The organism is Streptomyces sp. NPDC002276 (assembly GCF_053891435.1).
Genome location: NZ_JBSFCQ010000009.1, coordinates 63,790 through 84,930 on the forward strand (window position 1 = coordinate 63,790; position 21,141 = coordinate 84,930).

The window sequence follows — 21,141 nt, forward strand, 5'->3', positions numbered from 1 at the left end:
TCGACATGTTCGAGACGGTCCTGGTGGCCAACCGGGGCGAGATCGCGGTCCGCGTGATCCGCACCCTGCGCTCGCTCGGTGTGCGCTCGGTGGCCGTCTTCTCCGACGCCGACGCGGACGCCCGGCACGTCCGGGAGGCCGACACGGCGGTACGGATCGGTCCCGCACCGGCGGCGGAAAGCTATCTCTCCGTGGAACGGCTCCTGGAGGCGGCGGCCCGCACGGGCGCGCAGGCCGTCCACCCGGGGTACGGCTTCCTCGCGGAGAACGCGGCCTTCGCGCGCGCGTGCGCCGACGCCGGGCTGGTCTTCATCGGTCCTCCGGCGGACGCGATCGCCCTCATGGGCGACAAGATCCGCGCCAAGGAGACGGTGGAGGCGGCCGGTGTCCCGGTCGTCCCCGGCGGCCGCGACCCCGAACTCGCCAAAGCGGCACACGAGTTGGGCGCCCCCGTCCTCCTCAAGCCGTCCGCCGGCGGTGGCGGCAAGGGCATGCGCCTGGTCCGCGACCTCACCCTCCTGGAGGAGGAGATCGCCGCCGCGCGCCGCGAGGCCCGCGCCTCCTTCGGCGACGACACCCTCCTGGTCGAGCGCTGGGTGGACCGCCCCCGGCACATCGAGATCCAGGTCCTGGCCGACGGCCACGGCAACGTCGTCCACCTCGGCGAACGCGAGTGCTCCCTGCAACGCCGCCACCAGAAGGTCGTGGAAGAGGCCCCGAGCGTGCTTCTCGACGAGGCCACGCGCGCGGCGATGGGCGAGGCGGCGGTCCAGGCGGCCCGCTCGTGCGGGTACGCGGGCGCGGGCACGGTGGAGTTCATCGTCCCCGGGAACGACCCGTCGTCGTACTACTTCATGGAGATGAACACCCGTCTCCAAGTGGAGCACCCGGTAACGGAGTTGGTGACCGGACTCGACCTGGTGGAGTGGCAGTTGCGGGTGGCGGCGGGCGAGCGGCTGCCCTTCGCGCAGGACGACATCACGCTCACCGGGCACGCGATCGAGGCCCGGATCTGCGCCGAGGACCCCGCGCGCGGGTTCCTGCCCTCCGGCGGCACGGTGTTGAAGCTGAACGAACCCTCCGGCGACGGCGTCCGCACCGACTCCGGCCTCTCCGAGGGCACCGAGGTCGGCAGCCTCTACGATCCGATGCTCTCCAAGGTCATCGCCTACGGCCCCGACCGCGCGACCGCGCTCCGGAAACTCCGGGCCGCCCTCGCGGACACGGTCACCCTGGGCGTGCCGACGAACGCCGGTTTCCTACGACGGCTGCTGGCCCACCCGGCGGTCGTGGCGGGCGAGTTGGACACCGGGCTGGTCGAGCGCGAGGCGGACTCCCTGATCCCGGACGAGGTGCCCGAGGAGGTGTACGAAGCGGCGGCCGCCGTACGGCTGGACGCTCTCCGCCCCACGAACGACGGCTGGACCGATCCCTTCTCCGTGCCGAGCGGCTGGCGGCTGGGCGGCACTCCGAAGCCGGCCGCTTTCCACCTGAAGGTGACCGAGCCCGTGGAGTACGTCCCGCGCGGCAGCCACACCGTCACCGCCGACCAGGTCGCGGTCACCCTCGACGGGGTGCGGCACACCTTCCGGCGGGCCGGTGACTGGCTGGGCCGGGACGGGGACGCCTGGCAGGTGCGGGACCACGATCCGGTGGCCGCCTCGCTCAGTGGGGCCGACCGGTCCGGTGCCGGTTCGCTGACCGCGCCGATGCCGGGGACGGTGACCGTGGTGAAGGTCGCCGTAGGAGATCAAGTGACCGCCGGGCAGAGCCTGTTGGTGGTCGAGGCGATGAAGATGGAGCACGTCGTCTCCGCGCCGCACGCCGGCACCGTCGCCGAACTCGATGTGACGCCCGGCGCGACGGTCGCCATGGACCAGGTGCTGGCGGTCGTCACACCTGCGGAGGAGGACCAGTGACACTCCCGATGGTCGTACCGGCCCCCGATCTGCCCGCCCGGGTGCGCATCCACGAGGTGGGGGCCCGTGACGGACTCCAGAACGAGAAGTCGACCGTGCCCACGGAGGTCAAGGCCGAGTTCATCCGGCGGCTGGCCGACGCGGGGCTGACCACGATCGAGGCCACCAGCTTCGTCCACCCCAAGTGGGTGCCCCAACTGGCCGACGCCGAGCAGCTGTTCCCGCTCGTGCGGGAGCTGCCGGGGGTGCGTCTCCCCGTCCTCGTGCCGAACGGCCGCGGACTCGACCGGGCCCTGGCCCTCGACGCGGACCGGGTCGCCGTGTTCGCCAGCGCCACCGAGTCCTTCGCCAAGGCCAACCTCAACCGCACGGTGGACGAGTCGCTGGCCGTGTTCGCCCCGGTCGTGGCCCGCGCCAAGGAGGAGGGCGCCCATGTGCGCGGCTACCTCTCCATGTGCTTCGGCGACCCCTGGGAGGGCGAGGTCCCCATCTCCCAAGTGGTGCGTGTCTGCCGGGCGTTGGTCGACATGGGCTGCGACGAGCTGAGTCTCGGCGACACGATCGGCGTGGCAACTCCCGGGCACGTCCTGGAACTTCTCGCCGCGCTCAACGAACAGCACGTCCCCACCGATGTGTTGGGCGTGCACTTCCACGACACCTACGGCCAGGCCCTCGCCAACACCCTGGCCGCCCTCCAGCACGGCGTCACCACCGTGGACGCCTCCGCGGGCGGCCTCGGCGGCTGTCCGTTCGCCAAGTCCGCCACCGGCAACCTCGCGACCGAGGACCTGGTGTGGATGCTCCAGGGCCTCGGCATCGACTCCGGAGTCGACCTCGCCCGTCTCACCGCCACCAGCGTGTGGATGGCCGGACAGCTGGGCCGACCCAGCCCGTCCCGCACCGTCCGCGCACTCGGTAAAACGACACAGCCCCACAAGGAGCAGTGACCCGCCATGGACCACCGCCTTTCCCCCGAGCTGGAAGAACTCCGCCGTACGGTCGAGGAGTTCGCGCACGACGTGGTGGCGCCGAAGATCGGCGACTTCTACGAGCGGCACGAGTTCCCGTACGAGATCGTCCGCGAGATGGGCCGTATGGGCCTGTTCGGGCTGCCGTTCCCCGAGGAGTACGGCGGGATGGGCGGCGACTATCTGGCGCTCGGCCTGGTCCTGGAGGAACTGGCCCGGGTCGACTCGTCGGTCGCGATCACCCTGGAGGCCGGGGTGTCCCTCGGCGCGATGCCGATCCATCTCTTCGGCACCGACGCCCAGAAGGCCGAGTGGCTGCCCCGGCTGTGCTCCGGCGAGATCCTCGGCGCCTTCGGGCTGACCGAGCCGGACGGCGGCTCGGACGCGGGCGCGACGCGGACGACCGCCCGCCTGGACCCGGACACCGACGAATGGGTGATCAACGGCTCGAAGTGCTTCATCACCAACTCCGGTACGGACATCACGGGTCTGGTGACGGTCACCGCGGTCACCGGTCGCAAGCCCGACGGCAAGCCGCTGATCTCGGCGATCATCGTGCCGTCCGGGACGCCGGGCTTCACGGTCGCGGCGCCGTACTCGAAGGTCGGCTGGAACGCCTCGGACACCCGTGAGCTGTCCTTCGCGGACGTACGGGTCCCGGCGGCGAACCTGCTGGGCCAACAGGGCCGCGGTTACGCCCAGTTCCTGCGCATCCTCGACGAGGGCCGGATCGCCATCGCGGCCCTCGCCACCGGCCTCGCGCAGGGCTGTGTCGACGAGTCGGTGAAGTACGCCAAGGAACGGCACGCGTTCGGGCGGCCGATCGGCGCCAACCAGGCCATCCAGTTCAAGATCGCCGACATGGAGATGAAGGCCCACACCTCCCGCCTCGCCTGGCGCGACGCGGCCTCCCGTCTGGTCGCCGGCGAGCCCTTCAAGAAGGAGGCGGCCCTCGCCAAGCTGTACTCCTCCACGATCGCCGTCGACAACGCCCGTGACGCCACGCAGGTGCACGGCGGCTACGGCTTCATGAACGAGTATCCGGTGGCCCGGATGTGGCGCGACTCCAAGATCCTGGAGATCGGCGAGGGCACCAGCGAGGTCCAACGGATGCTGATCGCCCGTGAGTTGGGCCTCACGGGCTGACCGCACCGCCGTACATGTCCTAAGCCACCTCACGGGCCGCGCTGTTGAGGCCTGCCGACAACTCGCCCGAGATCAGGGCGACATGACGGTAGGCCCGCTCGGCGGCGGCCAGGACGCGGTCCTGCACGGCGGGTTCGCCCAGTGCCTGGTCGAGGCGCTCGGCGAAGGCCGCCCAGCGGGCGCGGTCTCCGCTGCCGTAGTACGACGCGCCGTTCCCGTCCGTGAGCCGGTAGGCCTCGGTGACGTACCGGAGCAGGAAGAGGGCACCGAGGGTGGAGCCCTCCAACACATAGAGGAAGCCGAGGAGTTCGGTGGGTTCGGTGGCGGCGGTGTGCCGTACCTCGACCGCGAACTCCTCGGCGGCCGTGCAGGGTCGAGGGGCGGTGCCCAGGGCCGCGAAATGGCGCAGGTCGCTCTCGACGAGCGGGAGTTTGACCAGGTCCGGCGACCACACCGAGCCGACCGACGGGCACACGGCGTGGGCGAGTTCGGCTTCCAGCGCCTCCAACACCAGGCGATAGGCGGCGAGTTGGCCGACGTAGCGGTCGAGCGGGAGGGTCCCGGCGAGCATCGCGGTGGCGAATCCGGTGCTCTCCAGGGCCTCGTGCCAGCTGCGGGTGCCGTTCCGCAGGCGTCGGCTCACCGTGTCCGTCATACGCCGCTCCGCTGCCGGACCGTCGCGAGCAGACGGTCGATGAGGTGGCCCTTGCGTTCGATCGTCACGTCGAAGTAGGCGGCACTGCGCTCCGAACGGCACACCCCGTGGACGGCGTCCTTCGCGGCACGCTTCAGGGCCACGGCCTCCTCGGCGAGCGCGAGCAGCGTCCGCTCCAGCTTGGGGTGTCCGAGAACGTACCGTTTGAATTCCGCTTCGGGCGGTACGTCGTCCAGGAGTTCCAGGAGAACCCGGTTGCCGAGGCCGTCGAAGTCCTCGTGGGTGTTGGCGCCGCCGAGTTCCGGTACGAAGTCGGTCAGGTCGTTGAACAGCTGGCTGGCGAGGCCGAGTTGGCGCATCGCGCCGTCCAGGGCCAGCCGGTCGTCCTCGACCACCCGCAGTCCCGCGACCGCCGCGTCGAGCGGCATCCGGAACAGGGTGCCGGTCTTGAGGGCGGCCGTCTCCTCCCAGAAGCCGACCCGGACGGCGCGCGGCGCGGCCAGCAGTTCGGCGCGGGTGAGCGCCGTACGCGAGGACATGTCGACGGCCTGCCCGGTGAAGCCGTCGCCGACCGAGCGCACCAGGCTGTCCACGACGGCCGGGTCGGCCGTGTGGCGGAGTGCGGACATGATCAACCAGGCCCCGGTGTTGAGGGCGAGGGGCACGCCGTGGGTGGTGTGCAGGGCGGGTTCGCCGTAGCGGACGTCGCTGCCGTCCTGGATGTCGTCGAGGGCGACGGCGGCCTTCAGCAGAATCCTTACGGCAACTGCCGTGCGGCGGATGACGGCCAGCTCGGCGGCCGGAGCGTCCCCGGCGGCCGACTCTCCTGGAAAACCACGGTAGTTGCGGTAGGCCCAGTAGACCATCGAGGGGCGCAGCGGGGCCCGGCCGCCGGGTGTCGCGGCGGTGGGGGGCAGTGCCTGCTGGCCGATCTTGGAGCCGACGGCGTCGGCGACCGGTTCGTACAGGGAACGCCGCAGTGCCGTGTCGTGGACGGAGGCCGCCGCCCGCGCCGGGGCGGTCAGTGAGCCGAGGAACTCGGCGAGGTCGTCCTCCAGCAGTGCCGCGTCACTTCGCACCACCGCTTCCACATCCGTGGTTTCCACCGTGGTAGCCACTCCACCTCCGAATATCGCCGAACATCAGTGCGCGGGGCTCGCTATGAACGAGCGTGATCACAACGGACCGACGGGACAAGGAGGTTGAAAGCCAAAGTGCGTGGGCTCCGCGCCCACAGGCCCGGCACAGCACCGGCACAGGCCCGAGGCGGGCCCGGCGCGGGCCCGATCGGGCGGGCACCCGCCCGCTGGACATCTAGTGAGGTTAGGCTAACCTACCTTCGAATTGTCCGGCGGGCACTCCGCCCTGTTCGAAAGCAGCCACACATGTCCAACGCCCGTGCCACCCACCTCTCCCGCCGCGGCATCCTTGCCGCGGGCGGCGCCCTCGGCCTCGGCGCCGTGCTCGCGGCCTGCGGCGACGACGACGCGAAAAGCGGTGGCTCGGTCAAGGAGACGACGGCCGCGAAGTCCGGTCCCTGGAGCTTCAAGGACGACCGCGGCCAGACCGCGAAGACTGCCAAGACCCCGGCGAACATCGTCTCCTTCATCGGTGTCGCCGCCGCGCTGCACGACTACGGCATCGAGTCGAAGGGTGTCTTCGGGCCGACCGAGTTGAAGGACGGCAAGGCCGACGTACAGGCCGGCGACCTGGACATCAGCAAGGTCACGATCATCGGCAACGAGTGGGGCCAGTTCAACATCGAGAAGTACGCGGCCCTCTCACCCGACGTCCTCCTCACCACGATGTTCGACGCGGCCGGCACGCTCTGGTACGTCCCCGAGGAGTCGAAGAAGAAGATCCTCGCCGTGGGCGCGCCGACCGTCGGCATCTCGGTGTACGACGTCCAGCTGCCGCAGCCGCTCGCGCGCATGCTGGAACTCGCCAAGTCCCTTGGCGCGGACACCACTTCGACCACGATCACGGCGGCGAAGAAGCGTTTCGAGGACGCCGCCGCACGGCTGCGCGCCGCGGCGAAGGCCAAGCCGGACATCAAGGTCCTCGCGGGTTCCGCGAGCCAGGACATCTTCTACGTCTCGGGGTCGAACCTCTCCGTCGACCTTGAGTACTACAAGGCTCTCGGCGTGAACTTCGTCGAGCCGTCCGCTGCCGCGCTCAAGGCGAGCGGTGGCTGGTACGAGAACCTGAGCTGGGAGAACGTCGACAAGTACGGGGCGGACATCATCATGATGGACAACCGGACGTCGGCGATCCAGCCCGCCGACATCACCGAGGGCACGTGGAAGAAGCTCCCTGCTGTGAAGGCTGGGCAGGTCATCGCGCGTAACCCTGAGCCGATTCTGTCGTACGCGAAGTGTGCGCCGCTGCTTGAGGATCTGGCCAAGGCCATCGAGAACGCGAAGAAGGTCAGCTGAATTTGGGGTGGTTGCGCTTCGTGGGGAGCTGCGGGCCGGTGGGGGCTGGTCGCGCAGTTCCCCGCGCCCCTTTGGGGCGCCTCTTCTGCCGTTTCTTTGAAGGAACCCCATGACCTCCCCGTTCCGCTTCTTCTCACTGCACGTCTTGCGGACGGAGCGGCTTGGGTCGTCTCTCGTTCGTGTCTCCTTTGGTGGGGACGACCTCGCGTGTTTCTTCTCCGACGGGTGTGATCAGTCCCTGTCGCTCTTTCTTCCCCACCCGGGCCAGTCCGAGCCCGCCGTGCCCTACGAACTCGGTGACGGGTGGTGGGCGGCCTGGCGTGAACTCCCCGACGACGTACGGGCGGTGATGCGGTCGTACACGCTTCGGGCGCTGCGTCGTGGTCCCGATGAGATCGACATCGACTTCGTGCTGCACGAGCCCGCCGGGCCCGCCTCCCGGTGGGCCTCCCGCGCCTCCGCCGAGGACCGGGTCGTGCTGCTCGGGCCGGCCGTCGCGGACAACCGGGCCATTCGGTTCCGGCCGCCGGAGGACACCGATCTCGTGGTCGTCTGGGGCGACGAGACCGCCGTCCCCGCCGTGTCCGCGATTCTCGAAGCGCTGCCCGCGGGCATGCCTGCCCGGGTGTGGCTTGAGGTCCAACATGCCGGTGATGCCCAGGACTTGGTGTCCGCCGCCGATGCCGACGTCACCTGGCTGGTGCGCGATGACAAGGGCGTCGAGGGGTCCCCCATGGCCCTCGGCGCCCTGCGTGCCGCCCAACTCCCGTCCGCCGAACGGCCGTACGTGTGGATCGCGGGCGAGTCCGGTCAAGTGAAGGCGCTGCGGCGGCACTTCGTGGGTGAGCGCGGGGTCGACCGGCGGCGGGTGACCTTCGTGGGGTACTGGCGGCAGGGGCTCAGCGAGGAGCAGTTGCGCGAAGCCGGGTGAGGCGGGAGTGCACGAGTGACACCGGTCACGGGAGGGGTGGGTCTCGAAAGATCTAAGTTAGGTTAGCCTTACCTAAGTTCAAGCTCGTCCCCACCGGAGGACCCCCACATGCGCTCGCACCTGCTCAATGACACGACTGCGGAGCACTACCGCCGCTCCGTGACTCAAGGCGTGGAGCGGGTGGCGGCCAAACTCGCCACCACCGAACGGCCGTTCACCGGCGTCACGGTCGACGCCCTCTCCCCCCTCATCGACCGCATCGACCTCGACCGCCCGCTCCACGACACCGCCGCGGTGCTCGACGAACTGGACGAGGTCTACCTGCGTGACGCGATCTACTTCCACCACCCCCGCTACCTCGCCCACCTCAACTGCCCCGTCGTCATCCCCGCGGTGCTCGGCGAGGCGGTGCTCTCCGCCGTCAACTCCTCCCTGGACACCTGGGACCAGTCGGCCGGCGGCACCCTCATCGAGCGCAAGCTGATCGACTGGACGAACGAGCGGATCGGTCTCGGGCCGCACGCGGACGGGGTGTTCACCTCCGGCGGCAGCCAGTCCAACCTCCAGGCGCTGCTGCTGGCCCGCGAGGAGGCGAAGACCGACACGCTCGCCAAACTGCGTATCTTCGCCTCCGAGGTCAGCCACTTCAGCGTGAAGAAGTCGGCGAAACTGCTGGGACTCGGGCAGGACTCGGTGGTCTCGATACCCGTCGGCGCCGACAAGCGCATGCAAACGGTCGCGCTCGCCCGGGAGTTGGAGCGCTGCAAGAGCGCCGGGCTCGTACCCATGGCCGTCGTCGCCACCGCCGGCACCACCGACTTCGGCTCCATCGACCCGCTGCCCGAAATCGCCGCCCTGTGCGAGCAGTTCGGGGTGTGGATGCACGTGGACGCGGCCTACGGCTGCGGTCTGCTCGCATCGCTGAAGTACCGGGGCCGCATCGACGGCATCGAGCGGGCCGACTCGGTCACCGTGGACTACCACAAGTCCTTCTTCCAGCCGGTGAGTTCGTCCGCCCTGCTGGTCCGTGACGCCGACACGCTGCGCCACGCGACCTACCACGCGGACTACCTCAACCCGCGCCGCATGGTGCAGGAGCGCATCCCCAACCAGGTCGACAAGTCCCTCCAGACCACCCGCCGTTTCGACGCGCTCAAGCTGTGGATGACGCTGCGGGTGATGGGCGCCGACGGCGTCGGCCAACTCTTCGACGAGGTCTGCGACTTGGCGGAGGAGGGGTGGCGGCTGCTCGCCGCCGACCCGCGTTTCGACGTGGTCGTGGCGCCCTCGCTCTCCACCCTCGTCTACCGCTACATCCCGGCCGCCGTCACCGACCCGGCCGAGATCGACCGCGCCAACCTGTATGCCCGCAAGGCCTTGTTCGCCTCCGGTGCCGCGGTGGTCGCGGGCACCAAGGTCGCGGGCCGCCACTACCTGAAGTTCACCCTGCTCAACCCCGAGACGACGGCCGACGACATCGCCGCCGTCCTCGACCTGATCGCCGGCCATGCCGAGCAGTACCTGGGAGAGTCCCTTGACCGCGCTTCCTGAACCCGCCACCAAGACCTACGACTTCGTGGGCATCGGACTCGGACCCTTCAACCTCGGCCTCGCCTGTCTCACCGAGCCCATCGCCGAACTCGACGGAATCTTCCTGGACTCGAAGCCCGACTTCGAGTGGCACGCCGGCATGTTCCTCGACGGCGCCCACCTCCAGACCCCGTTCATGTCGGACCTCGTCACCCTCGCCGACCCGACCTCGCCGTACTCCTTCCTCAACTACCTGAAGGAGAAGGGGCGTCTGTACCCCTTCTACATCCGCGAGAACTTCTACCCGCTGCGCGTCGAGTACGACGACTACTGCCGCTGGGCGGCCAACAAGCTCTCCAACGTGCGCTTCAGTACGACGGTCACCGAGGTGTCGTACGAGGACGAGGTCTACGTCGTGCGGACCGAGGCCGGTGACCTCTACCGCGCCCGGCATCTGGTCCTCGGTACCGGCACCCCGCCCTACCTCCCGGAGGCCGTCGCCGGTCTGAGCGGCGACTTCATCCACAACTCCCGCTATGTGCAGAACAAAGCGGAGTTGCAGGCCAAGGAGTCGATCACGCTGGTCGGCAGCGGGCAGTCCGCCGCCGAGATCTACTACGACCTGCTCAGTGAAATCGACGTCCACGGCTACGAGTTGAACTGGGTCACGCGCTCGGCGCGCTTCTTCCCGCTGGAGTACACGAAACTCACGCTGGAGATGACCTCCCCGGAGTACATCGACTACTTCCACGCGCTGCCCGAGCAGACCCGCTACCGCCTCACGGCCGAGCAGAAGGGCCTGTTCAAGGGCATCGACGGCGACCTCGTCAACGACATCTTCGATCTGCTCTACCAGAAGAAGGTCGGCGGACCCGTCCCCACCCGGCTGCTCACCAACTCCTCCCTGAACGACGCCACTTACCGCGACGGCGTCTACGAACTCGGCCTGCGCCAGGAGGAGCAGCAGAAGGACTACACCCTGCGCTCGCAGGGCCTGATCCTCGCCACCGGCTACAAGTACGCCGAGCCGGAGTTCCTCAAGCCCGTGCACGAGCGGCTGCGTTACGACTCCCGGGGCAACTTCGACATCGCGCGCAACTACTCGATCGACACCACGGGCCGGGGCGTCTTCCTCCAGAACGCCGGCGTCCACGCGCACAGCGTCACGTCCCCGGACCTGGGCATGGGCGCGTACCGCAACTCGTACATCATCCGTGAGCTGCTCGGCACCGAGTACTACCCGGTCGAACAGACCATCGCGTTCCAGGAGTTCGCCGTATGACCTTCACCTTCCGCCCCCTGGACCCGCTGCGGGACGCCGAGTTGCTGCACCGGTGGGTCACCCATCCCAAGGCCGCGTACTGGATGATGCAGGACGCGAAACTGGAGGACGTCGAGCGCGCCTACATGGAGATCGCGGCCGACGAGCACCAGCAGGCGTTGCTCGGGCTCCAGGACGGGGTGCCGGTCTTCCTGATGGAGTACTACGACCCTCGGTTTCGCGAACTGGTCGGTCTGTACGAGCCGTTGCCCGGTGATGTCGGCATGCACTTCCTGACGCCGGCCACCGAGACACCCGTGCACGGCTTCACCCGCGCGGTGATCACCGCCGTGATGGCCCGTCTCTTCGAGGACCCGACCGTCGCGCGGGTCGTCGTGGAGCCGGACGTGTCCAACACCGCCGTGCACGCCCTGAACGAGGCGGTCGGGTTCGTGCCCGAGCGTGAGATCCAAAAGCCGGAGAAGAAAGCCTTGTTGAGCTTCTGCACACGCGAACAGTTCCTGGCTGCCACGGCGGTGTCCGTATGAGCCTCGCCGACGCCGTGGCCCATCTCTCCCCCGAGCGCTGGGAGAAGGCCAACCGCCAGCTGATCCGCAAGGCCCTCGCGGAGTTCGCGCACGAGCGGCTGATCACACCTGAACCAGTCGAGAAAGACGGGGACTTGTACGTCGTCCGCAGCGACGACGGGCTGACCCGCTACCGGTTCACCGCCGTCCGCCGCGCCCTCGACCACTGGCAGATCGACGCCGACTCCATCAGCAGGCACCGCGACGGGGCCGAACTCCCCCTCGCCGCGCTGGAGTTCTTCATCGAACTACAGAAGTCGCTGGGGCTGAGCGAGGCGATCCTGCCGGTTTACCTGGAGGAGATCTCCTCCACCCTCTCCGGCACCTGCTACAAGCTCACCAAGCCGCAGCTCCCGGTCGCCGAACTGGTGACGAGCGACTTCCAGGCCATCGAGACGGGGATGACCGAGGGCCACCCCTGCTTCGTCGCCAACAACGGGCGGCTCGGCTTCGGTGTGCACGAGTACCTCTCGTACGCCCCCGAGACCGCGAGCCCGGTCCGCCTGGTCTGGCTGGCCGCGCACCGCTCACGGGCGGCGTTCACGGCGGGTGTGGGCATCGAGTACGAGTCCTTCCTGCGGGACGAGCTGGGAAGTGTGACACTGAACCGTTTCCGCGACACACTTTCTGAGAAGGGTGTCGACCCCGACGACTACCTCCTCATCCCCGTCCACCCCTGGCAGTGGTGGAACAAGCTCGCCGTCACCTTCGCCGCCGAGGTCGCCCGCGGCCATCTCGTCTGCCTCGGCGAGGGCGACGACGAGTACCTCGCCCAGCAGTCCATCCGGACCTTCTTCAACAGGTCCGACCCCGAGAAGCACTACGTGAAGACGGCCCTGTCCGTCATCAACATGGGCTTCATGCGCGGACTTTCGGCCGCCTACATGGAGGCGACCCCGGCGATCAACGACTGGCTCGCCCAACTCATCGACAACGACCCGGTGTTGAAGTCCACCGGCCTGTCGATCATCCGCGAGCGGGCCGCCGTCGGCTACCGGCACCTGGAGTACGAGGCGGCGACCGACCGCTACTCGCCGTACCGCAAAATGCTCGCCGCGCTGTGGCGCGAGAGCCCGGTCTCCTCGCTCCGGGAGGGCGAGTCCCTGGCGACGATGGCCTCGCTGGTGCACCTCGACCACGAGGGCGCGTCCTTCGCCGGCGCGCTGATCGAGCGGTCGGGACTGACCCCGGTGGAGTGGCTGCGGCGGTATCTGCGGGCGTACTTCACCCCGCTGCTGCACAGCTTCTATGCCTACGACCTGGTGTTCATGCCGCACGGCGAGAACGTGATCCTCGTCCTCAAGGACGGTGTCGTCCAGCGCGCGATCTACAAGGACATCGCCGAGGAGATCGCCGTCATGGACCCGGACGCGGTGCTGCCGCCGACCGTGGAGCGGCTGCGGGTCGAGGTCCCCGAGGAGAAGAAGCTGCTGTCGATCTTCACCGACGTCTTCGACTGCTTCTTCCGCTTCCTCGCCTCCAACCTGGCCGCCGAAGGCGTCCTGGAGGAGGACGACTTCTGGCGCACGGTCGCGGAGGTCACCCGCGAGTACCAGGACGCGGCGCCCGAACTCGCCGACAAGTTCCGGCAGTACGACATGTTCGCCCCGGAGTTCTCGCTGTCCTGCCTCAACCGGCTCCAACTGCGCGACAACGAGCAGATGGTGGACCTGGCGGACCCGTCCGGCGCGCTCCAGTTGGTCGGCACCCTGAAGAACCCCATCGCCGGGTTCTGACCGCACAAGCAGGCGGGCACCCCGGGGTACGGTCCCCCGGGGTGCCCGCCCCATTCACCAACAGACCTCAACTAGCCTGCGGGCCAAGGAACTTCGGGCGACCGGTAGTAGTCGATCCCGAGCGCGTCCCAGCGCGGGGCCTGTGCCGCGAGCCGCACCTTGTAGGTGTCCCAGTCGTGCGTCGAGGCCGGCGACCAGCCCAGCTCGGCCACACCCGGCAGCCGGGGGAAGGCCATGTACTGGATATTGGCGTCGGTCACGATGGTCTCCGACCACAGCGGCGCCTCGACGCCCCGGATCGCCGAACTCGGCACTCCCGCAAGGTAGTTGCCCGGGTCCCAGTCGTAGGAGCGCTTCACTTCGACCAGGCCCGCCCAGTCCTGGCCCAGCGGGGTGTCCTCGGTGTACTTCATGTCGAGGTAGACCCGGTCGGCGGGCGAGAGGATCAGCCCGGTGCCGTTCTTCGCGGCCTCGGCGACCTGCGCCTTCTCGGCCGCGTCGGTGTCGTCGAGTCCCCAGTACTGGGCGAGGGCGCCCTTGATCGGATGCGCCCCGGTGATCTGGTGCCAGGCGATCACCGTCTTGCCGTACTTGGCGACGATCGGCTGCACCCGGTCCATGAACTTGACGTAATCCTCGTGGCTGGTGGACTGCGCCTCGTCGCCGCCGATGTGGAGATAGCGGCCCGGGGTGAGCGCGGCCAGCTCCCGGATCACGTCGTCCACGAAGCTGTACGTGAGGTCCTTGCCGACGCACAGCGAGCTGAAGCCGACGTCCGTGCCCGTGTAGAGCGGGGGTGCCACGCCGTCGCAGTTCAGGTCGGCGTAGGAGGCGAGGGCCGCGTTGGTGTGACCCGGCATGTCGATCTCCGGCACGACCTCCAGATAGCGGGAGGACGCGTACCGGACGATCTCCTTGTAGTCGGCCTTCGTGTAGTGGCCGCCCGCGCCACCGCCGACCTCGGTCGAGCCGCCGTAAGTCGCCAGCCGGGGCCAGGAGTTGACCGCGATACGCCAGCCCTGGTCGTCGCTGAGGTGCAGATGCAGTTCGTTGATCTTGTAGAGCGCCAACTCGTCGATGTAGCGCTTGACTTGGGCGACGGTGAAGAAGTGCCGCGAGACGTCGAGCATCGCGCCGCGGTAGGCGTAGCGCGGGGAGTCCTCGATGGTGCCGCCCGCGATCCGCCAGGGGCCGCGCTGCGCGGAGTTCTTCTCGACGGCGGCGGGCAGGAGTTGGCGCAGGGTCTGGACGCCGTGGAAGAGTCCGGCGGGCCTGCTCGCGGTGATGGTGACACCGGAGGTCCCGCTGACGAGCCGGTAGCCCTCGGCGCCGAACGTGCCCTTGGCCAGCCGGAGTTGGATGCCGCCCTTGCCCCGGGAGGTGACCGGCAGCCGGTAGCCGGTGGAGGGGCGCAGGATGCCCGCGAGGTACTCGCCGATCCGGCGCGACTCGCGTGACTCGCCGACGCGGATACGGGTGGTGCTCGTGATCCGGTACGGCTGTCCGCCGGGGGTGACGGACGCGGGCGCCGGGACCACCCGGCCCAGCGGGGTGACGGCGGCGGGCGGGGCGGAGGGTGCGGCGCCGACGACGGACACGCTCGCGGCGGCGACGAGCAGCAGCGAGCCGAGGAGGCGGGTCGTTCTGTGGCGCTGTCTCACAAGGTGTCTCACATGCGGTCCCTTCCTAGCGGCCGGACAGGTACAGACCATTCTGTCGCCACGGCGGTGGAACAATCCCTCCTATGGCGGAAATCATCCAGAAGGACGGCACCTGGATCTTCGACGGCGACGCCCTGCGGCTGACTCCCGGACGGGACAAGAACGTCGGCCTGTTCCGCAGGACACTGGGCGAACTCGTCGTTCCCCTGGGCGCGTTGGCGGGCGTCTCGTTCGAGCAGGGCCGCAAGTCGGGGCGGCTGAGACTGCGGCTGCGCGACGGCGCCGACCCGCTGCTGCACGCCACCGGCGGCCGCCTCGCCGAGGGCGACGACCCCTATCAACTGACCGTCGAGTCGGACCGGTACGGCGTCGCCGAGTACTTCGTGGACGAGGTGCGCAACGCCCTGCTGCTCGACGGGGTCCCGGCCGACCCGGTCGCCGAGTACCTGCTGCCGGGCCCGGCCGTGCCGCTCTCCGTCTCCGCCGGGGACGGCACCGCGAGCTTCGACGGCGAGCACGTACGGCTGGAGTGGAACTGGAAGACCGAGGACGCCAAGTCCGCGGCCGGTGCCCGCACCCTCGCCGTCACCGACCTCGTCGGCGTGGAGTGGCGGCCGTCGGCCGGTCTGGAGAACGGCTACATCCGCTTCGCGGTGCGCCACGCGCCGACCAAGGCGCCGCCCAAGTACGACCCCAACTCAGTGGAGTTGTGGGGCTTCAAGAAGGACCCGCTGATGGCCCTGATCGCCGCGGCCGTCCAGGCCCGGCTCCCGCACCCGGCCGCCGCGACGGACGTACGACCTGAACTGACCGCGCCCACACCGCAGTTGACGACCGCGGCGGAGGACGGCCACGACGCGCTGCTGCGGCGGCTGCGCGAACTCGGCGAGCTGCACCGGGACGGGGTGCTCACGGACGAGGAGTTCGCGATGGCCAAACAGGCGGTCCTCAAACGCATGTGAGGACCGCCTGCCGGATGAGTCGCGCCCTGCCTTCCGGGCGTAACTCGGATTACTTCAGGGCTACTTGGCCTTGCGGGCGACCGTGAAGCGGTCGACCTCGGCGCCGGTCTCGGCGATGCCGCGGACCGTCAGAGTGGTCGTACGGCCCTTGTGGGCGGGCTGGACGTCCACGCGCAGGAACGAGTAGTTGAGGTAGCGCACGCGCGACCAGGCGACCGTCTCGTTGACCTTGCCGTCCTTCGTGTTGACGAAGGCGGCGACCGAGTCGACGTCGGCGACGTGACCCTCGTAGGAGTCCGGGGCGGAGAACGCGTACAGGCTGCGGCCCGCCGCGCCCGCCGTCACGTAGACGACACCCTCGGTCTCCGGGTACGCCGTGCCGCCGATCGGCAGCTTCTTGACGACGGCGTTCTTCTTGATGACGTCGGTGCGCTCGTACTGGTGGTTGTGGCCGTTGATGACCAGGTCCACCGTGTACTTCTCGAACAGCGGCACCCACTCGTTGCGCACTCCCCCCTCCGAGGAGTGCGCGGTGGAGGTGCAGTACGCGCAGTGGTGGAAGAAGATCACCACGAAGTCGATGTCCCTGGACGCGCGGAACTTCTTGAGCTGCGCCTCCAGCCACTTGGTCTGGGTGCCGCCGGAGATGCCGAGGTTGGCCGGGATCTCGAAGGACACGTCGTTGGCGTCGAGCGAGATGATCGCCGTGTTGCCGTAGACGAAGGAGTAGACGCCCGGCAGGTTCGTCTTGTCGGGGCCGTTGTCCGGCAGGTTCCAGCGGGCGTCCTCGCCGCCGTAGCCGTTGGGCGAGTACCAGGCCTCCATGTCGTGGTTGCCGTAAGCGGGCATCCACGGCACGGACTTGGCGACCGACTCGGTCTGCGCGAGGAACAGGTCCCAGGTGCGCGAGTCGAAACCGGCGTCGGCGGTCTGGCCCGCACCGGCCGGGTCGGCGTAGCAGATGTCGCCGGCGTGCAGGTGGAAGGCCGGGTTCTGGCCCAGCAGCAGGCTGTTGTTGGCCAGGCCGTGGTAGCCGACACCCTCGTCGCCGAAGGCCGTGAAGGTGAACGGCACGGCGCTGTCGGGGGCGGTCTTGAACGTGCCCAGCGTGCCGAGCAGGTGGGCCTCGGCCGGGTCGAAGCCCGCGTGGCCGACGCCGTAGTAGTACGTCTTGCCCGGACGCAGGTGCGTCAGCTTGGCGTGCAGGTAGTACTGGGTGTGGTCGCCGCTCGCGCCGACGCCCGCCGGGGTGTAGAGCGTGCGCACCTCGGCCTCGATCTTGCGGGAGAGGTCCCAGGGGTGCGCGCCGATGCGGACGAACGGCTTCTTGACGTTGGTCGGGACCTGCCAGGAGACCGTGACCTCGGTGCTCGGGTCGTTGCCGAACGCGAGGTGGCGACCGAACGGGGAGACGAGGGCCCCGTCGATCGACTCGCTGGAGGAGGTGGCGGCGTAGGTGGCGGAGGCCTGGCTGGGGACGGCCGCCTGGGCGACCGCGCCCGGGACGAACACGCCGCCGGCGACGGCGCCGAGGGTCACGGCGCCGCCTCTGATCATCGTGCGCCGGGAGAATTTCGAGCGTAGGTACTCGTGCTGCTCAGCCATGCTCATGCGGCCGGCGAGCTCTTCGGGTACTCCCATACGAGGAATGTCCATGGCGTCTGAAACTCGTCCATATGAGCGACGTAACACAAGACACAGGATGGACAGCTTGCGAACAGAGTCCCATAAGACATTCAACAGCCCGCTGCCCGATATCGGGCAGGATTCTTGCAAACCTTCCCCCGGTACCCCAGGATCAACCGGGTGCACGACGAACTCGTTGATCATCTGACGCGCTCCACGACCCTCAACCGGGGCGAGGCGCTGCGGGTGATCCAGGACGTGCTCGCGTACTTCGACGAGACGACCGAGGACTACGTCCGTCGCCGCCACCGCGAGCTCCAGGCCCAGGGCCTGGTCAACGCGACGATCTTCGACCGGATCGAGGCGGACCTGAAATACCGGGCGGTCGCACCGCCGGAGCTCACGCTCAGGCAGCTGCGCCGCATCGTCTACGGCTAGGAATACCTATATATGTGCGGAATCGTCGGATACATCGGCAAGCGTGACGTTGCTCCGCTTCTCCTGGAGGGCCTTCAGCGGCTGGAATACCGCGGCTACGACTCCGCGGGCATCGCCATCACGGCTCCCAAGACGGCCGGCCTGAAGGTGGTCAAGGCCAAGGGCCGGGTCCGTGACCTGGAGTCCAAGGTTCCGGCACGCTTCAAGGGCACCACCGGCATCGCCCACACCCGCTGGGCCACGCACGGCGCCCCCTCCGACGTGAACGCGCACCCGCACCTGTCCGCCGACAGCAAGGTCGCCGTCGTCCACAACGGCATCATCGACAACGCCTCCGACCTCCGGAAGAAGCTCGAAGCGGACGGCGTCGAGTTCCTCTCCGAGACCGACACCGAGGTCCTCACCCACCTCATCGCCCGCTCCCAGGCGGAGACCCTGGAGGAGAAGGTCCGCCAGGCCCTCCGGGTGATCGAGGGGACGTACGGCATCGCCGTCCTGCACGCCGACTTCCCCGACCGCATCGTGGTGGCTCGAAACGGCTCCCCGGTGGTCCTCGGGATCGGCGAGAAGGAGATGTTCGTAGCCTCGGACATCGCCGCACTCGTCACCCACACGCGCCAGATAGTGACCCTCGACGACGGCGAGATGGCGACCCTCAAGGCCGACGACTTCCGGACATACACCACCGAGGGCACGCGTACGACGTCCGAGCCGACCACCGTCGAGTGGGAGGCCGCCTCCTACGACATGGGCGGCCACGACACCTACATGCACAAGGAGATCTTCGAGCAGGCCGACGCCGTCGACCGCGTACTGCGCGGCCGCATCGACGACCGCTTCTCCACCGTGCACCTCGGCGGCCTGAACCTGGACGCCCGCGAGGCCCGGCAGATCCGCCGCGTCAAGATCCTCGGCTGCGGCACCTCGTACCACGCGGGCATGATCGGCGCCCAGTTGATCGAGGAGCTGGCCCGCATCCCCGCGGACGCCGAACCGGCTTCGGAGTTCCGCTACCGCAACGCGGTCGTGGATCCCGACACCCTGTACATCGCGGTCTCCCAGTCCGGCGAGACCTACGATGTCCTCGCCGCGGTACAGGAGTTGAAGCGCAAGGGCGCCCGGGTCCTGGGCGTGGTGAACGTCGTCGGCTCGGCGATCGCGCGCGAGGCCGACGGCGGCATGTACGTGCACGCGGGCCCCGAGGTCTGTGTCGTCTCGACCAAGTGCTTCACCAACACCACAGTGGCGTTCGCCCTGTTGGCGCTCCACCTCGGCCGCACCCGGGACCTCTCGGTCCGCGACGGCAAGCGCATCATCGAGGGCCTGCGCAAGCTGCCGGCCCAGATCTCCGAGATCCTCGACCGCGAGGACGAGATCAAGAAGCTGGCCACCGAGTACGCGGACGCGCGCTCGATGCTCTTCATCGGCCGAGTCCGCGGCTACCCGGTAGCCCGCGAGGCCTCGCTGAAGCTCAAGGAGATCTCGTACATCCACGCCGAGGCCTACCCCGCCTCGGAGTTGAAGCACGGCCCCCTCGCCCTGATCGAGCCCGCCCTCCCCACGGTGGCGATCGTCCCCGACGACGACCTCCTGGAGAAGAACCGCGCCGCCCTGGAGGAGATCAAGGCCCGCAGCGGCCGCATCCTCGCGGTGGCCCACCGACACCAGGAAAAGGCCGACCGGACGATCGTGGTCCCGAAGAACGAGAACGAGTTGGACCCCATCCTGATGGGCATCCCGCTCCAACTCCTCGCGTACCACACGGCGTTGGTGTTGGGCCGGGACATCGACAAGCCGAGGAACCTGGCGAAGTCAGTCACGGTCGAGTAGAGGTCTTTGCTTTTAGGGGCGCGGGGAACTGCGCGAGCAACCCCCACCGGCCCGCAGTGGCCGACGAACCGGAAAGGCCCCCCACGTGTGCCTCATACACGCGGGGGGCCTTCCCAACTGCCGGTCAACTGGTGGCCGTCACGCCCCGACCAGCAGCCCGCCGCGGAAGCACGGTCGGCCAGTGCGCGAGAGCCGCCGTAGCCGAATACCAGGCAACAGCCCCCGCGGCGACACCGAACCACCCCCCGACCTTGCCCAGCCCGTCGTTACCGGCGAACTGCGCGATGGCAAGCAGCACAAGGGAGACGAAGAACAACCCGTATGTCCCCTGGGTGAGTTGATCCCCACCCGCGAGGGTCACCGAGAGAGCGACCAGGGCGAACAGGACCAGGAACAACCCCGCCGCGTTGTCCGACACGGAGTTGCCCGCACTGACGGCCCAGGTGAACCAGAGCGCGCCGAAAGCCGCGAACGCGGTCCCCGTGGCCGAGTCACCGTCGCGGAACGCGAACAGCCCGGCGACGAAGAGCGCAACTCCGCCTACGTAGTGAGCGAGTGACACGGCGTCAGCCGCCGACACTCCGTTGATGACATCCGTGTATCCGAGGCCGAAGGCCAACAGGGTGATTCCCAGGGCGAGTCGGCCGACGATCGAGGTCGTGCTTCCCGTGCTTCCCGCGGAGACGTCATTGTCCACGGCGGGCTCCCTTCATGCATGTGCGGTTGTGCGGTGTGACCGATATATGCCCTTCACAAGGACACAAACACCTCTGCACAGCAGTGAATTCGGAGCCGACCGGCGAGTTGGACCTACGAGTTACGGGATGACGACGACCGGCCGCTGCGCCCGCTTCGCGAGCCGCCCCGCGACGGAGCCGAAGATGCGTCCGACGATGCCGTGGGTCGAGCCCACGACGATCGCGTCCGCCTCGTACTCCCGCCCCACCTCTTCGAGTTCGTGGCAGATGTCGCCACCGCGCTCGACGAGGATCCAGGGCACTTCGGCGAGGTACTCGGCGCACGCCAGCTCAAGCCCCAGCACCTCGGTGCGGTGATCCGGCACATCGACGAAGACCGGCGGCTCGCAGCCCGCCCACACCGTGGTGGGCAGCCGGTTGGCGACATGCACGATGACCAGGCCCGAGCCCGAGCGATGGGCCATGCCGATGGCGTACGCGAGGGCGCGCTCACTGGACGTGGAGCCGTCGAAACCGACGACGACGCCGTGCTTGAAGGCGGGATCGCAGGAATGACGTGGCTGTTCCGCCGCCAGGGGCTCGGCCGCCGTGGGATCGGCGACGGGCCGCTTGCGGTCCGCGGGTTCGAAAGATTCGTGACCGGCCATGGATGTCTCGGCTTTTTGATCCTCTTGGGAGGGGACAACAGTGTGCGGCGGAGCTGTGTCCGGAGCTGTGTCCGGGAATCATCTTCCCAACCCCATACCCCCAAGGGTACG

General features: G+C 68.8%; 18 protein-coding genes. 12 read left to right on the forward strand and 6 right to left on the reverse strand.

Annotated elements, in window-relative coordinates; all coding sequences use genetic code 11:
- Window positions 1-5: 5 nt before the first annotated feature.
- The 3 genes from ACWIHT_RS23325 to ACWIHT_RS23335 are packed head-to-tail and all read left to right on the forward strand — an operon-like array spanning window position 6 to window position 4,033.
- A complete protein-coding gene (locus tag ACWIHT_RS23325; protein ID WP_456170380.1) occupies window positions 6-1,919 on the forward strand; it encodes an ATP-binding protein in 1,914 nt (637 codons plus the stop codon).
- Between the two features lie 8 nt (window positions 1,920-1,927).
- Window positions 1,928-2,866: a hydroxymethylglutaryl-CoA lyase gene (locus ACWIHT_RS23330; RefSeq protein ID WP_456170381.1), complete on the forward strand. Its 939-nt coding sequence runs from the start codon at window positions 1,928-1,930 to the stop codon at window positions 2,864-2,866.
- A gap of 6 nt (window positions 2,867-2,872) precedes the next feature.
- Window positions 2,873-4,033, forward strand: a complete 1,161-nt coding sequence (locus tag ACWIHT_RS23335) for an acyl-CoA dehydrogenase family protein (protein WP_456170120.1) — start codon at window positions 2,873-2,875, stop codon at window positions 4,031-4,033.
- A gap of 19 nt (window positions 4,034-4,052) precedes the next feature.
- Here ACWIHT_RS23335 and ACWIHT_RS23340 read toward each other — a convergent pair whose 3' ends face one another.
- Together ACWIHT_RS23340 and ACWIHT_RS23345 are read right to left on the reverse strand one after the other, a co-directional pair.
- A complete protein-coding gene (locus ACWIHT_RS23340; RefSeq protein WP_456170121.1) occupies window positions 4,053-4,688 on the reverse strand; it encodes a biliverdin-producing heme oxygenase in 636 nt (211 codons plus the stop codon).
- Complete coding sequence (locus ACWIHT_RS23345; RefSeq protein WP_456170123.1) at window positions 4,685-5,794, reverse strand: polyprenyl synthetase family protein; 1,110 nt, start codon at window positions 5,792-5,794, stop codon at window positions 4,685-4,687. Before ACWIHT_RS23345 ends, ACWIHT_RS23340 begins: the two co-directional genes overlap by 4 nt.
- Before the next feature lie 279 nt (window positions 5,795-6,073).
- On the opposite strand from ACWIHT_RS23345, the gene ACWIHT_RS23350 reads away from it, so the two are divergent.
- From ACWIHT_RS23350 to ACWIHT_RS23375, 6 genes are all read left to right on the forward strand, one after another.
- Window positions 6,074-7,123 (forward strand): ABC transporter substrate-binding protein, encoded by a 1,050-nt coding sequence (locus ACWIHT_RS23350; protein WP_456170124.1) that lies wholly within the window; start codon window positions 6,074-6,076, stop codon window positions 7,121-7,123.
- 109 nt (window positions 7,124-7,232) lie between these two features.
- Window positions 7,233-8,054 (forward strand): siderophore-interacting protein, encoded by an 822-nt coding sequence (locus ACWIHT_RS23355; RefSeq protein ID WP_456170125.1) that lies wholly within the window; start codon window positions 7,233-7,235, stop codon window positions 8,052-8,054.
- Window positions 8,055-8,162: 108 nt separating this feature from the next.
- Window positions 8,163-9,605: a lysine decarboxylase DesA gene (gene desA / locus ACWIHT_RS23360; RefSeq protein ID WP_456170126.1), complete on the forward strand. Its 1,443-nt coding sequence runs from the start codon at window positions 8,163-8,165 to the stop codon at window positions 9,603-9,605.
- Window positions 9,589-10,866, forward strand: a complete 1,278-nt coding sequence (locus ACWIHT_RS23365) for a lysine N(6)-hydroxylase/L-ornithine N(5)-oxygenase family protein (protein ID WP_456170127.1) — start codon at window positions 9,589-9,591, stop codon at window positions 10,864-10,866. Before desA ends, ACWIHT_RS23365 begins: the two co-directional genes overlap by 17 nt.
- Window positions 10,863-11,393 (forward strand): GNAT family N-acetyltransferase, encoded by a 531-nt coding sequence (locus tag ACWIHT_RS23370; RefSeq protein ID WP_456170129.1) that lies wholly within the window; start codon window positions 10,863-10,865, stop codon window positions 11,391-11,393. The genes ACWIHT_RS23365 and ACWIHT_RS23370 overlap by 4 nt, the downstream gene beginning before the upstream one ends.
- Window positions 11,390-13,168: an IucA/IucC family protein gene (locus tag ACWIHT_RS23375; protein ID WP_456170130.1), complete on the forward strand. Its 1,779-nt coding sequence runs from the start codon at window positions 11,390-11,392 to the stop codon at window positions 13,166-13,168. Before ACWIHT_RS23370 ends, ACWIHT_RS23375 begins: the two co-directional genes overlap by 4 nt.
- 71 nt (window positions 13,169-13,239) lie before the next feature.
- Here the strand turns inward: ACWIHT_RS23375 and ACWIHT_RS23380 are convergent, their stop codons facing one another.
- Window positions 13,240-14,829: a beta-N-acetylhexosaminidase gene (locus ACWIHT_RS23380; protein WP_456170131.1), complete on the reverse strand. Its 1,590-nt coding sequence runs from the start codon at window positions 14,827-14,829 to the stop codon at window positions 13,240-13,242.
- A gap of 83 nt (window positions 14,830-14,912) precedes the next feature.
- Here ACWIHT_RS23380 and ACWIHT_RS23385 point away from each other — a divergent pair, with 83 nt between their 5' ends.
- Entirely contained in the window at window positions 14,913-15,791 is an 879-nt protein-coding gene (locus tag ACWIHT_RS23385; RefSeq protein WP_456170132.1) for a DUF4429 domain-containing protein, read from the forward strand.
- A 60-nt stretch (window positions 15,792-15,851) separates the two neighbouring features.
- Here the strand turns inward: ACWIHT_RS23385 and ACWIHT_RS23390 are convergent, their stop codons facing one another.
- On the reverse strand, window positions 15,852-17,432 hold the full coding sequence (locus ACWIHT_RS23390) for a purple acid phosphatase family protein (protein ID WP_456170133.1): 1,581 nt from the start codon (window positions 17,430-17,432) through the stop codon (window positions 15,852-15,854).
- A gap of 165 nt (window positions 17,433-17,597) precedes the next feature.
- Between ACWIHT_RS23390 and ACWIHT_RS23395 the strand changes: the two genes are divergently transcribed.
- Window positions 17,598-17,855, forward strand: a complete 258-nt coding sequence (locus tag ACWIHT_RS23395) for a hypothetical protein (RefSeq protein WP_019065776.1) — start codon at window positions 17,598-17,600, stop codon at window positions 17,853-17,855.
- 12 nt (window positions 17,856-17,867) lie between these two features.
- Window positions 17,868-19,685 (forward strand): glutamine--fructose-6-phosphate transaminase (isomerizing), encoded by a 1,818-nt coding sequence (gene glmS, locus ACWIHT_RS23400; protein WP_456170134.1) that lies wholly within the window; start codon window positions 17,868-17,870, stop codon window positions 19,683-19,685.
- A 124-nt stretch (window positions 19,686-19,809) separates the two neighbouring features.
- On the opposite strand, the gene ACWIHT_RS23405 is transcribed toward glmS, so the two are convergent.
- Entirely contained in the window at window positions 19,810-20,382 is a 573-nt protein-coding gene (locus ACWIHT_RS23405) for a GPR1/FUN34/YaaH family transporter (protein ID WP_019065778.1), read from the reverse strand.
- 120 nt (window positions 20,383-20,502) lie between these two features.
- Window positions 20,503-21,030 (reverse strand): universal stress protein, encoded by a 528-nt coding sequence (locus ACWIHT_RS23410; protein ID WP_019065779.1) that lies wholly within the window; start codon window positions 21,028-21,030, stop codon window positions 20,503-20,505.
- Window positions 21,031-21,141: the final 111 nt, after the last annotated feature.

Coding starts and splice junctions, on each gene's coding strand:
- ACWIHT_RS23350 (WP_456170124.1), top strand. CDS start 6,074: ATGTCCAACGCCCGTGCCACCCACCTCTCCCGCCGCGGCATCCTTGCC.
- ACWIHT_RS23330 (WP_456170381.1), top strand. CDS start 1,928: ATGGTCGTACCGGCCCCCGATCTGCCCGCCCGGGTGCGCATCCACGAG.
- ACWIHT_RS23375 (WP_456170130.1), top strand. CDS start 11,390: ATGAGCCTCGCCGACGCCGTGGCCCATCTCTCCCCCGAGCGCTGGGAG.
- desA (WP_456170126.1), top strand. CDS start 8,163: ATGCGCTCGCACCTGCTCAATGACACGACTGCGGAGCACTACCGCCGC.
- ACWIHT_RS23325 (WP_456170380.1), top strand. CDS start 6: ATGTTCGAGACGGTCCTGGTGGCCAACCGGGGCGAGATCGCGGTCCGC.
- ACWIHT_RS23355 (WP_456170125.1), top strand. CDS start 7,233: ATGACCTCCCCGTTCCGCTTCTTCTCACTGCACGTCTTGCGGACGGAG.
- ACWIHT_RS23335 (WP_456170120.1), top strand. CDS start 2,873: ATGGACCACCGCCTTTCCCCCGAGCTGGAAGAACTCCGCCGTACGGTC.
- ACWIHT_RS23370 (WP_456170129.1), top strand. CDS start 10,863: ATGACCTTCACCTTCCGCCCCCTGGACCCGCTGCGGGACGCCGAGTTG.
- ACWIHT_RS23340 (WP_456170121.1), bottom strand. CDS start 4,688: ATGACGGACACGGTGAGCCGACGCCTGCGGAACGGCACCCGCAGCTGG.
- ACWIHT_RS23410 (WP_019065779.1), bottom strand. CDS start 21,030: ATGGCCGGTCACGAATCTTTCGAACCCGCGGACCGCAAGCGGCCCGTC.
- ACWIHT_RS23390 (WP_456170133.1), bottom strand. CDS start 17,432: ATGGGAGTACCCGAAGAGCTCGCCGGCCGCATGAGCATGGCTGAGCAG.
- ACWIHT_RS23385 (WP_456170132.1), top strand. CDS start 14,913: ATGGCGGAAATCATCCAGAAGGACGGCACCTGGATCTTCGACGGCGAC.
- glmS (WP_456170134.1), top strand. CDS start 17,868: ATGTGCGGAATCGTCGGATACATCGGCAAGCGTGACGTTGCTCCGCTT.